This window comes from Candidatus Omnitrophota bacterium (assembly GCA_041649175.1).
Taxonomy (GTDB): Bacteria; Omnitrophota; Gorgyraeia; order Zapsychrales; family JBAZNR01; genus JBAZNR01.
Map to the genome: position 1 here is coordinate 986,584 of JBAZNR010000001.1, position 12,473 is coordinate 999,056.

The 12,473-nt window shown below is 44.6% G+C and carries 12 protein-coding genes and 3 tRNA genes; all 15 read left to right on the forward strand.

Going from position 1 to position 12,473, the window contains the following annotated elements; genetic code table 11:
* Positions 1–13: 13 nt before the first annotated feature.
* The 15 genes from WC676_04040 (at position 14) to pfkA (ending at position 12,427) form a co-directional block, all read left to right on the forward strand.
* Positions 14–544 carry a translation elongation factor Ts gene (locus tag WC676_04040; protein ID MFA5059778.1) on the forward strand — a complete coding sequence of 177 codons (531 nt, stop codon included), beginning with the start codon at positions 14–16 and terminating at the stop codon, positions 542–544.
* Positions 537–1,256: a UMP kinase gene (pyrH, locus tag WC676_04045; GenBank protein ID MFA5059779.1), complete on the forward strand. Its 720-nt coding sequence runs from the start codon at positions 537–539 to the stop codon at positions 1,254–1,256. Before WC676_04040 ends, pyrH begins: the two co-directional genes overlap by 8 nt.
* A gap of 54 nt (positions 1,257–1,310) precedes the next feature.
* Positions 1,311–1,868 carry a ribosome recycling factor gene (gene frr / locus WC676_04050; GenBank protein MFA5059780.1) on the forward strand — a complete coding sequence of 186 codons (558 nt, stop codon included), beginning with the start codon at positions 1,311–1,313 and terminating at the stop codon, positions 1,866–1,868.
* A 97-nt stretch (positions 1,869–1,965) separates the two neighbouring features.
* A tRNA-Lys gene (locus WC676_04055) sits at positions 1,966–2,041 on the forward strand.
* 84 nt (positions 2,042–2,125) lie between these two features.
* A tRNA-Leu gene (locus WC676_04060) sits at positions 2,126–2,210 on the forward strand.
* Positions 2,211–2,336: 126 nt separating this feature from the next.
* Positions 2,337–2,408 (forward strand) — tRNA-Gly (locus tag WC676_04065).
* 51 nt (positions 2,409–2,459) lie between these two features.
* A complete protein-coding gene (locus tag WC676_04070) occupies positions 2,460–2,957 on the forward strand; it encodes a PTS sugar transporter subunit IIA (GenBank protein ID MFA5059781.1) in 498 nt (165 codons plus the stop codon).
* Positions 2,958–2,962: 5 nt separating this feature from the next.
* Positions 2,963–4,204 carry a YvcK family protein gene (locus tag WC676_04075; protein MFA5059782.1) on the forward strand — a complete coding sequence of 414 codons (1,242 nt, stop codon included), beginning with the start codon at positions 2,963–2,965 and terminating at the stop codon, positions 4,202–4,204.
* A complete protein-coding gene (locus WC676_04080; protein MFA5059783.1) occupies positions 4,204–6,180 on the forward strand; it encodes an alpha-amylase/4-alpha-glucanotransferase domain-containing protein in 1,977 nt (658 codons plus the stop codon). Before WC676_04075 ends, WC676_04080 begins: the two co-directional genes overlap by 1 nt.
* A 28-nt stretch (positions 6,181–6,208) precedes the next feature.
* Positions 6,209–6,472, forward strand: coding sequence for an HPr family phosphocarrier protein (locus WC676_04085; protein MFA5059784.1), 264 nt, complete (start codon positions 6,209–6,211; stop codon positions 6,470–6,472).
* Positions 6,465–8,240 carry a phosphoenolpyruvate--protein phosphotransferase gene (gene ptsP, locus WC676_04090; GenBank protein MFA5059785.1) on the forward strand — a complete coding sequence of 592 codons (1,776 nt, stop codon included), beginning with the start codon at positions 6,465–6,467 and terminating at the stop codon, positions 8,238–8,240. The genes WC676_04085 and ptsP overlap by 8 nt, the downstream gene beginning before the upstream one ends.
* A gap of 2 nt (positions 8,241–8,242) precedes the next feature.
* A complete protein-coding gene (locus tag WC676_04095; GenBank protein MFA5059786.1) occupies positions 8,243–8,977 on the forward strand; it encodes a nucleotidyltransferase family protein in 735 nt (244 codons plus the stop codon).
* 33 nt (positions 8,978–9,010) lie between these two features.
* Positions 9,011–10,159: a methionine adenosyltransferase gene (gene metK, locus WC676_04100; protein MFA5059787.1), complete on the forward strand. Its 1,149-nt coding sequence runs from the start codon at positions 9,011–9,013 to the stop codon at positions 10,157–10,159.
* Positions 10,160–10,168: 9 nt separating this feature from the next.
* Positions 10,169–11,425: an adenosylhomocysteinase gene (gene ahcY, locus WC676_04105; protein MFA5059788.1), complete on the forward strand. Its 1,257-nt coding sequence runs from the start codon at positions 10,169–10,171 to the stop codon at positions 11,423–11,425.
* A 30-nt stretch (positions 11,426–11,455) separates the two neighbouring features.
* Positions 11,456–12,427: a 6-phosphofructokinase gene (gene pfkA / locus WC676_04110; protein MFA5059789.1), complete on the forward strand. Its 972-nt coding sequence runs from the start codon at positions 11,456–11,458 to the stop codon at positions 12,425–12,427.
* The last annotated feature ends 46 nt before the right edge of the window (positions 12,428–12,473 follow it).

Here is a 12,473-nt window from a genome sequence, read left to right on the forward strand (position 1 = left end):
AGAAAGGAATGACATGGCTGTCTCTGCAACAGATATCAAGGAATTACGAGAGATGACCTCGTGCGGTGTTATCGAATGTAAAAAAGCTTTAGAAGAGGCCAAGGGCGACAAGGGCAAGGCCAAAGAAATTTTACAAAAAAGAGGCTTAGAAATAGCGGCGAAAAAAAGCAGCCGCACGGCCAATGAAGGGCGCGTGGAAGCGTATATTCATTTAGGTTCCAAAATCGGTGTTCTTTTAGAAGTTAACTGCGAAACTGATTTTGTGGCGCGTAATGAAGATTTCTGCCGGTTCACCAAGGACGTGGCTATGCAAATTGCCGCGACCGCTCCGAAATACATCAAAAAAGACGATATTCCTGCCGATATCTTGAAGGAACAAAAAAATCCTGATGTCTTTGTTAAAGAGCATTGCCTTTTAGATCAGGCGTATATCAAAGATCCTTCGATGAATATTCAAGGGTATCTTAATTCTTTGGTCGCTAAGATCGGTGAAAATATATCGATCGGCCGTTTTATCCGTTATAAGGTCGGTGAAGGTGAATAAAAAAGCCATCTATAAGCGTATTCTTTTAAAGCTAAGCGGCGAAGCCCTTCAAGGGCGCCAGGCGCACGGCATTGACGCTGAGATGTGTGTTTCTTTAGCGGCGCAAATAAAAGAAGTGATCGGCCTTGGCGTGGAAGTCGCTTTAGTTGTTGGTGGCGGCAATATCTTTCGCGGCCAGGTTGAATCAGCGCGTTTTGGCTTGGATCGTTCTGTTGCCGATTATATGGGGATGCTGGCGACTGTCATCAATGGTTTGGCTCTCCAAAATGCTTTAGAACATAACGGAATTCCCACGCGTGTTTTAACCGCCATTGAAATGCGTGCTGTTGCCGAACCTTATATTCGCCGACGGGCTATGCGTCATTTAGAAAAAGGGCGCGTGATCATTTTCGTTGCAGGGACCGGCAATCCTTATTTCACGACTGATACGGCCGCGGCGCTTCGCGCCAAAGAGATCGGCGCGGAAGTTATTTTAAAAGCGACCAAGGTTGATGGTGTTTATACGGCCGATCCCGTTAAGGTAAAAACAGCCAAGAAATTCTCTCGCCTGAAATTTATTGATGTCTTAAAAAAGAATTTAAAAGTCATGGATGCGACGGCAACTAGCCTTTGCATGGATAATAATCTGCCTATTGTTGTTTTTGACCTGACAAAGCCGGGGAATATCAAGCGCGTTGTCTTAGGAGAAAAGATCGGCACGACCGTTTGCTAGTTTTGTATTTTTGAATCCGGAAAAGCGTTTTTAGGGAGGGACCTACCGATGAATATCAAAGATGTTGTCAGCGAAACAGAATTAAGAATGAAGAAAACGATGGAGTCGGTCTCTAGAGAATTCTCAGAAGTCCGTACCGGCCGTGCTCATCCGGGCCTCATCGAGGGAATGCATATCGATTATTACGGAACGCTGACGATGATCAAGCAAATTGCCAACATCTCCGTTCCTGACGCAAAGACAATTGTGATCCAGCCGTGGGATATTTCGGCGATCGCTGAAATAGAAAAGGCAGTTTTAAAATCCAGTTTGGGTGTGACACCGATGAATGACGGGAAGATCGTCCGTCTGTCCATTCCGCCGCTTTCTAAAGAACGCCGTCAAGAATTGGCCAAGGTTGTCAAAGACATGGGGGAAAATGGCCGCGTTTCTTTGCGTACGATCCGCCGCGATGCTAATGAAAAGATCAAAAAGCTTAAAGCGGATAGCGTTATTTCGGAAGACGATAGTTTTAAAGGCCAAGACGCGGTGCAGAAGCTGACGGATAAGTTTATCGCGGAAGTTGAAAAGATCTCGGAATCAAAGAATAAAGAATTAGTCGATTTTGGATAAAGCATTTCCTGATTTTCCCGGCCTCCATTATTTCGTATCCGTACAATAATCGCGGTCGTATTTAAAACGTTCATTGAAATTTTATCATTTGCTTTTTGACCCACTAGCTCATCTGGCAGAGCACCACCCTTTTAAGGTGGGTGTGCCGCGTTCGAGTCGCGGGTGGGTCACCAAATTTGTAAGATCAAAGTTAAGCGGAAGCGAATTTCTTATCGGGCATTACGCTTTTTAAGATTGAGCGGTCATATATTCGGATCGGGCGGATGGCGGAATTGGCATACGCGCATGCCTTAGGAGCATGTCCCGAAAGGGTTGGAGGTTCAACTCCTCTTCCGCCCACCAGATTTTTACGAAGGATGCGCCAAAAGTTGTAAAAGTTGGAAGCTCAACCGCGCTTAGAAAATGTGGATCAACAGTTCTTTAATAGGCTAGCAGGAATATCTCAAAGTCGAAGACCAATAAAATCTTGCGACGGTAATTCAGCGGTAGAATGCCTCCTTGCCAAGGAGGATGTCATGGGTTCGATCCCCATCCGTCGCTTTTAATTTAATTGAAAATCAATGTTAAACCCAAAACGACGAGGATTCCATTATGTTTGTTACCGAAGGAGGTACGTCCATGAAGATCGGTGATTTTCTCTGCGATGAGGCCGTGACGGCGGATTTAAAAGGGACGACCAAAAAAGATGTTATTGAAGAATTAGTTGATTTACTCATTGAAGCGAAAGCAGTTGAAAAAAAGAACAAAGCCAAACTTGTCGAGATTTTAATGGCCCGAGAAGCCTTAGGTTCAACGGCGATCGGCCAAGGCGTTGCCATTCCTCATGGCAAATGCGAATATGTTACCGAATTAAAAGCTGCTTTAGGCATTAGCAAAAAAGGCGTTGATTTTGATTCTCTCGATGGAGAGCCCGCCTATATATTTTTCTTGCTCATTGCTCCCGCCGACTCTGCCGGGCCGCATTTAAAAGCCTTAGCTCGGATATCGCGTCTGCTCAAAGACAGATATTTCAGAGAAAGTTTAAAGCAGGCCAAAGACGAGAAAAGCATCTTAAAGTTTATATCTCAAGAAGATAAAAGAGCTCTTTAAAAGCCATGCTGCAGACCATTTTTAAATGGCTTTATCCCGGGATGAAAGTCAAGAGGTGGCTGGTGACCTCGCTTTCCGGCATTGTTGTCGTCGGGATCGGAGCTATTTTTACGACACAGCCGTACACCTTAGTAAGCAGCTTTGGTGTTATTATCATTATTTGCGGGATCGTGCTGGTCGTTTTTGGCATTGGGAAAATGATCGTGTCATTGATCACGCTTTTTCTTCCCGAGCGCGAAAGAGATCTCGTTAATATTCTTTTTGAGCGCCGTTATCTAGAGCGCGGCCCTAAAATTGTGGCGATGGGCGGAGGGCATGGCTTATCCAATCTTTTGTTGGGGTTAAAAGAATATACATCGAATATTACGGCCATTGTAACGGTTGCCGATAGCGGCGGTTCGTCGGGTCGTTTGCGCGAAGAATTCAATATTGTCGCTCCCGGTGACATTAGAAATTGTTTAGTGGCGCTTGCCGATACGCCGGCTTTGATGAGCCAATTATTTCAGTACCGGTTTTCCGAAAAATCTCAGCTTCAAGGGCATAGCTTCGGAAATCTTTTTTTAACAGCGATGGTCCAGTTAACCGGCGGAGATTTTGAAAAGGCTGTTAAAGAGTCAAGTAAGGTTTTGGCGATCCGAGGCAAAGTTGTTCCGTCAACCGTGAGCAATGTTCACTTAGTTGCGGAATACGCCGATGGGAAGCGTACGGAAGGGGAAGCAAAGATCCCCAGGTCCAATGCGCGTATTAAACGTTTATCTTTAAAGCCGGAAAATTCTAAGCCGACCGCTGATGCCTTAGAAGCCATTGCCAATGCCGAGATCATTATTTTGGGCCCGGGAAGTCTATATACGAGCATTATCCCTAATTTGATCATTCATGGTATGACGGAAGCTATTGTGAATTCTTCGGCGTTTAAGATCTATGTGTGCAATGTGATGACCCAAAAAGGCGAAACAGAGAATTACGGTGCCAGTGATCATGTTAAAGCCATTGTTGAGCATACATCGCCTAAGATCATAGATGCGTGTTTAGTAAATAACGCGATCGCGCCTCCGGATATGCTGGGCCGGTACAGCGCGGAAAATTCGTATCCGGTCACCCCGGATGTTGAAAAAATAAAAAAAATGGATTATATGGTTGCGGCGACGGATTTGCTGGGTGTTGACGATTATGTCCGTCACGATGCCAAAAAGTTAAATAAAGCCCTTATTGAACTCATCGAAACGAATAGGATCATAAAAAGATAATGGTCAATCTTCTCTTAGCGATGCATAATCATCAACCCGTCGGAAATTTTGACGGTGTTTTTAAAGAGGCTTACGAAAAATCATATAGGCCTTTTCTTGATGTTCTTGAGCGTCATCCAAAGATCAAGGTTGCGCTTCACTATACGGGAAGCCTGCTGGATTGGCTGGAAAAAAATGAACCGGGATTTATCGCACGGATCAAAAAGTTGGTTAAGGAAGGGCGAGTGGAGATTTTTGGAGGCGGCTACTATGAGCCGATCCTTACCGTTATTCCTCATCAAGATGCCGAGGCTCAGTTAAATTTATTGACGGAAAAGGTCAAGAAACTTTTTGGTTATGAAGCAAAAGGTGCTTGGATCGCCGAGAGAGTTTGGGAACCGAAGATGCCCGTTTTGTTCTCAAATTGTAATTTAGATTACGGCATCGTGGATGATTCGCATTTTACCATGGTGGGCAAAAAACCCGAGGAGCTAAGCGGATTTTACGAGACGGAAGATGAGGGGAAACGCTTTAATTTATTCGCATGTTGCGAACAACTGCGTTATGTCATTCCGTTCGGAAAGCCGGAAAAAACGATCGAATATTTAAAAGCGCGTGAGCAAGATTGCCCGGAAGTGACGATCGCCTACGGGGATGACGGCGAGAAATTCGGCCTTTGGCCGGGAACTTACAAATGGGTTTATGAAGAAGGTTGGCTAGAGAAGTTTTTTACTATTCTCGAGCAAAATAGTTCTTGGCTTCAAACGATGACGTTTAAGGAATACTACGATACACATTTACCGACGGATCGCGTCTATCTTCCATGCGCCAGCTACCGGGAAATGCTGGAATGGTCGAAAGGCTTCTATCGGAATTTTATGGTTAAATATCCGGAAGTTAATTTAATGCATAAGCGCATGCTTCAAGTGAGCCATAAGATCGATACGGCGAAGAATTTGACCAAATCAGAAACTACGAAAGCCAGAAAGCACCTTTTAATGGCGCAAGCTAATGACGCCTATTGGCACGGAGTTTTTGGCGGGCTTTATCATAATCATTTACGAAGTGCTGTTTATCAAAATCTCATCAAGGCGGAAAGCCTTCTTGATGCCGCAACGAAAAGAAAGCCGGCTGTTCAATTGCGCGAAGTGGACGTAGATTACGACGGAGATAAGGAAATCATTATCGAGACAAAGAATAATAATTTTTATCTTAAGCCTAATGCGGGCGCGACGCTTTTTGGCTGGGACGTTAAAGACAAGACGTGGAATTTGGTTAATACGATCAGCCGTAAAGAAGAGATCTATCACAAAAAAATCCGGGAAAAAAATAAGTCAAAAGAAAAAGAGCCCCAATCTAAAGAGGGCATTGCCACCATTCACGATAATTTTGTCCAAAAGCAAGACGACCTTGTGAATTTCCTTTTTTATGATAAAAATCCGCGACATTGCCTGGTGGACCATTTTCTTTCCAATGACATTGAAGTTGCGCAATTCTTTAATAGCAGTTATGAAGAGTGTGGTGATTTTTCTACGGACCGCTATGAAGCGGCGATCAAAAAACACGGTTCCATTGATGAGATTGTTATGTCGTGTCGAGGGCATATCAATCATTATTTGTCGAATTTAACTAAAAAGATCTCTCCCACGGAACATGGGCTGATGGTCCGTTATGATATAAAGAATTTGGAATCTAAAGAAGTAATTGACGCGACCTTTGGCGTTGAATTTAATTTCTCTCTTTATGATAAAGAATTGGCGGCCATGGGGCAGATCTTACAAAAAGACCATTTGCAAGTTCGCGACCAGTGGAATTCGTTCGTGATCGATTTTAAATTAAGCCAAAAGGCGAATGTGGCGCATTATTCGGTGGAAACAGTTTCGGATTCCGAGACGGGAATTGAAAAAACCTATCAACAGCTTTGCGTTGTTCTTCTTTGGCCTTTGAAGATAAATCCGAATGAATCATGGTCCGTTAATTTTTCCATGACAGCCTGATCTGGTGAGAAGTTTGTTTTGAGATCTTATGCCCAAAATCGAAAAAGAAGTTATGATCGGAAATCCTCAGGGCCTTCACGCAAGGCCGGCAGCCTTGTTTGTTCAGCTGGCTTCCAAGTTTGATTCTATGATCACGGTGCGGCGGGGCGCAGAAAGAGTAAGCGGAAAATCCATTATGGGAATTTTGATGTTAGCGGCGGGAAAAAACGCAAAGGTTACGATCGAGGCTGACGGTGAAGATGCTCAGCAAGCGGTTGATGAATTAGAAAGGTTTTTAATTCAAAATGAGTGAAATCGTTTTAAAAGGAATTCCGGCGGCTCCGGGGGTTGCATGCGGCCCGGCGTTTATTTTGGATAAACAGGACTTTATTATCCCGCCTCGGGCCATTATGGACCAGGAGATCCCCATTGAGATCGCGCGCTTTGAAGAGGCATTGATGAAAACGCGTGATGAGATCGTCGTGATCCAAAAAAAGATCTCCGAAGAAATGGATACGCATCACGCCCAGATCTTTGATGCCCATCTTTTGGTCTTAGAAGACCGGACTCTCATCGAAGAAGTGATCAAGCGCGTAAAAAAAGAGAAATTATCCGTCGAATTCATATTTTCTAAGGTTTTAAAGAAATACATTAAAGTGTTCTCTAATATTCAGGATGAATATTTGCGCGAGCGTACCAGCGACGTCAATGACGTGGGCCGGCGTATTTTAAAGAATTTAGTTGATGAATCAAAATTGCACGAACTGGATAATTTGCAAGAACAGCTGGTCATTGTCGCGCACGATCTTTCTCCGTCAGACACGGCTAGCATGTATAACAAGAACATCATTGCCTTTGCTACCGATAGCGGCGGACGAACTTCGCATACGGCTATTATGGCAAAATCTTTAGGGATCCCGGCGGTGGTTGGCCTTAAAGATGCGACACTGCGCGTTACTAATCAAGATTTTGTTATTGTCGACGGACGCATGGGGCTTTTGATCATTAACCCGACCGAAGCGACCGTGACCGTTTATCGCCACGAACAAGACAGAATCGAAGCCTTAAGAGACCGCTTTGATGATATTAAAGATTTGCCGGCGGAAACAACAGACGGAAAGAAAGTTAAGATCTCTGCTAATTTGGAACTGCCGGAAGAAATTCCTATGGTTTTAAAGAACGGCGCCGATGGCATCGGATTATACCGAACGGAATATTTCTATATGAATCGCATGGATCTTCCGTCCGAAGAAGAGCAGTTTGAGGCCTACAAACATGTCGCGCAGGCTGTTCTGCCGCATCCGGTCAATATCCGCACCCTGGATTTGGGCGGAGATAAATTCATTTCCAGCTTACAAATTCCGCATGATATGCACCCCTTTCTAGGCTGGAGGGCCATTCGCTTTTGTTTAGCGCGTCCGGATATTTTCAAAACACAGTTACGGGCTATTTTAAGGGCGTCCGCTTACGGTAAATTAAAAATGATGTATCCGATGATCTCCGGTTGCTGGGAATTGCGCCAGGCCAATGTGATCTTAAATGAGGTCAAAGAAAATTTACGCGAAGAAAAAGCCCCCTTTGATGAAAATATGGAAGTTGGCGTTATGATCGAGGTCCCTTCGGCGGCGTTAACGGCCGATCTTTTAGCCAAAGACGCTAATTTCTTTAGCATTGGAACTAATGACCTTATTCAATATACGCTGGCGGTTGATCGGGCCAATGAACAGGTGGCGGATCTTTATGAGCCCGGACATCCCGCGGTTTTACGCCTGATAAAAAGCGTTATTGATTCCGGGCATCAGAACAAACTTGAGGTAAGCCTTTGCGGAGAAATGTCCAGCGAACCGGCCTTGGCGCTTTTGCTTTTAGGGTTAGGATTGGATGTTTTTAGCATGCCGCCATTTAATATTTTGCAGATCAAAAAACTTATTCGAAGCGTAAGTTTTCAGGATGCGCAAAAAGTTGTCGCGCAGGCAATGACGTTTTCGACGGGCCAAGAGGTTGAAGAATTTAGCCGGCTTAAATTACGAGAGTTAGCTCCGCAGATCGTTAATGCCGATAACGGCGGACGAAAAGCTTAATCATGAAAATCCTTATTTTGGCGGCAGGTTACGGAACAAGGCTTTATCCTTTAACGCTTAACGCGCCCAAACCGCTTTTAGCCGTCAATAAAAAGCCGATCATTGATTATCTTTTAGAAAAGACTGAAAAGATAAGCGGTATTACGGAAGTTTTAGTTGTTACCAATGAGAAATTTTATTCTAACTTTACCAAGTGGAGCGCTGATAAGAAATATCCGCTTCCAATTACGATCGTTAATGACACAACAACAAGTCCGGAAGATCGGCTCGGGGCGGTTGGGGACATCGCGTTTGTTTTGAGAAAGCGCGCTATCAAAGAAGACTTGATGGTTTTGGGGGGCGATAATCTTTTTGATTATGCGCTGATTTCTTATATTCGTGCGGCTGGGCAGAATAGCCCGCGGGTTACGATCGGTCTCTTCGACATTAAAGATCCGGCGCAGGCCAAGCAATTTGGCGTTGTCGGCCTTGATGAGAATAACAAGATAACATCTTTTGAAGAGAAGCCCCAACAGCCTAAGTCCAGCTTGATCGCGATGTGTTTATATTATTTTCCCAAGGAATCTTTAGGCTTGTTCGAAAAATATCTTCAGACTGTAAAAAAAACTGATACGACTGGTGAATACATCAAATGGATCGCGCAACAAGAAGCGGTGTTCGGATATAAGTTCAGCGGCAAATGGTATGACATCGGCAGCATGGAGTCATACACGCAGGCACAGAAAGATTTTTCTTAAAAAAAGTTAACTTTTAGAAAGGAAGGATGAACAGTGGAAGGGCGATATTTCTTAACATCAGAATCCGTCGGTAAGGGGCATCCCGATAAAGTGTGCGACCAAATCTCCGATGCAGTTTTAGACTCTGTTTTAAAAGACGATCCCAAAGGGCGCGTGGCGTGTGAAAGTTTTATTTCTGCCGGAATGGTCATTGTCGGTGGCGAGATCACTACCACAACCTATGTGGACGTTCAAAAAGTTGTTCGAAACGTTTTAACTGGTATCGGTTATACGCATCACAAATATGGTTTTCATGCAGGAACATGCGCTGTGTTAAACGCCATCAACAGCCAATCGCCAGATATCTCGCAAGGCGTTGATTCGGGCGGGGCCGGGGATCAGGGAATTATGATCGGTTATGCCTGCGATGAAACTTCTGAGTGCATGCCGCTTCCCATAATGCTCGCGCATAAGCTTGTCAAGAAAATGGAAGATGTCAGAAAGTCTAGAAGGTTGGATTATTTAGGTCCGGATTGCAAAAGTCAGGTCACCGTTGAATACGAAGATGATAAACCGCTTCGTGTTGAAACAGTTGTTTTAGCCTGCCAGCATACGGAAGATATTCTTGACAAGACCGGGAAAAAGATCACCGAGAAATCGCGCAATGAAATTATTGATGTTGTTGCCAAAGAAACTTTAGGGAAATATGTCGACAGCCGCACGAAATATTATGTTAATCAAACCGGAAAATTTGTCGTCGGCGGCCCGCAATCAGACACCGGAATGACGGGGCGTAAGATCGTTGTTGATACTTATGGCGGCGTTGTTTCTCACGGCGGCGGGGCTTTTTCCGGAAAAGATCCGACGAAGGTTGACCGTTCAGCCACCTACATGGCGCGCTATGTAGCCAAAAATATCGTTGCAGCCAAATTAACCAAAAAATGCTGGATCCAGCTTGGCTATGTCATCGGTAAAGCCGATCCGGTCAGCGTTATGGTGGATACATTCGGAACAGGAAAAGTCTCTAATCAAAAACTGGTCGAGTTGGTGCGCAAGCATTTTGATCTAACGCCGCGCGGAATTATTGCGGAATTGGATCTACTGAAGCCTATTTATCAAAATACGGCCGCCTATGGGCATTTTGGGCGTAATGAATTTTCTTGGGAAAAACTAAACAAGGTTCAAGCACTTAAAAAAGGATAGTTAAAAACAATGAATTACGACGTAAAAAATCTCGCACTCGCGAAAAAAGGAAAACTGCGTATTGAGTGGTCCAGAAAAGATATGCCCGTTTTACGGCTTATTGAAAAACGTTTTGAAAAAGAAAAGCCGCTAAAGGGATTAACGATCAGCTGCTGTTTGCATGTCACGACGGAAACAGCCAATTTAGCGCGCGTTTTAAAAGCGGGCGGCGCGAAAACTTATGTTTGCGCGTCCAATCCCTTATCAACGCAAGATGATGTGGCATCTTCTTTAGTTAAAGATTATGGAATTCCCACATTTGCCATTAAAGGGGAAGACACCAAAACTTATTACAAGCATATCAACGCCGTTTTGGATGCTAAACCGAATTTGACCATGGATGACGGGGCTGATCTGGTTTCCGTGGTTCATCAAAAACGAAAAGATCTGGCGGATAATATTTTAGCCGGCACCGAAGAAACAACGACCGGGGTTATTCGCTTAAAAAGCTTGCAAGCTCAAGGGCTTTTGATGTACCCCATTGTTGCCGTTAATGACGCGATGACCAAGCATTTTTTTGATAATCGCTATGGAACGGGTCAATCGACTATCGACGGAGTTATTCGTGCCACCAATCGTTTGATGGCGGGCGCTAATTTCGTTATCTGCGGTTATGGCTGGTGCGGGCGGGGTTTGGCGATGCGCGCGGAAGGAATGGGCGCAAAAGTTATTATAACGGAAGTTGACCCTTTAAAAGCTTTGGAAGCAACCATGGACGGCCATCAAGTGATGCCCATCAAAGACGCGGCAAAGATCGGTGATTGCTTTGTCACGGTAACCGGCGATATCAACGTTATTCGCGCCGAGCATATGCTTTTAATGAAAGACGGCGCTATTATGGCTAATTCCGGCCACTTTGACGCTGAACTTGATCTAAAAGGGCTTAAAAGAATCACAAAAGCAAGCAGGGCCATTCGTGATTTTGTCCAAGAATACACGCTTAAGAACGGAAAGAATATTTATCTTTTAGGCGAAGGCCGCTTGATCAATTTGGCTGCGGCCGAAGGGCATCCGGCGTCGGTTATGGATATGAGTTTTGCCAATCAAGCTTTATCCGCCGAATATGTCGCGAAAAATTATAAAAACCTCCAAAGAAAAGTTTACAGTGTCCCCGAAGATATTGACCGCATGATCGCCAAATTAAAACTGCAAGCACTCGGCGTTAAAATAGATACGCTCACCGAAGAGCAGAAGAAATATCTTAGTAGCTGGGATATGGGAACATAGATTTGATGAGATAAGGTCTAGGGAGTTCTTATGAAAAAGGGTATCAAAAAGATCGGCGTACTTTGTTCCGGCGGTGACGGCCCGGGAATGAACGCGGCAATCCGCAGTGTGGTGCGCAGCAGCCTCGCTTACGGCATATCGGTCGGCGGAATTATGCGCGGTTACGAGGGATTGATCGACGATGAAATTATTGCGATGGATCATCGCTCCGTTTCCAACATTATCAATCGCGGCGGAACGATTCTTAAAACGGCGCGTTCCAAAAGATTTAAAACGCCCGAAGGAATGAAAAAGGCGTTCGATGTTTTTAAAAAACACCGCATGGATGGCTTGATCGTTATTGGCGGCGATGGAAGTTATCGCGGTGCTGATGAATTTTATAAAAGATATAAAGTGCCGGTCGTTGGAATGCCCGGAACGATCGACAATGATCTATGCGGCACCGATCAGACCATCGGTTGTTCTACGGCAGTTAATACGGCGCTAGAGGCTATCGACAAAATTCGCGATACGGCGCATAGCATGGAACGGATCTTTATTGTTGAGGTTATGGGAAATTCTTCCGGTTATATTGCGATGCAAGTTGCTTTAGGCTCTGGCGCTGAAAGCGTTATTATTCCGGAAAGAAAATTTGATTATGAAAAACTTTTTACCGATGTCCAGGAAGGGTATCGTAAGGGAAAAATAAGCTGGATCGTTATTACCGCCGAAGGCGCCGGCAAGGCTCCGGATGTCGCGAAGAAGATCATGCAAACAACGGGGCTGGAAACACGGTTCGTTGTCTTGGGCCATGTTCAGCGCGGCGGGGTTCCGACGGCGTCCGACAGGATTTTGGCAACACGTTTAGGCGTGGCGGCGGTTGAATTACTGCTCAAAGGCATTTACGGAAAATCCGTTGGGGTTTTACAGGAAAAGATCAGCGTTGTTCCATTAGCACAAGCTTGTCATCGAAAGAAAAGTTATATTGACGAATATGACCGTTTGATGAAGCTTTTAAGATAAACATACATTCAGATCTTTTAACCACGATTAAGCAACAACAAGAGGG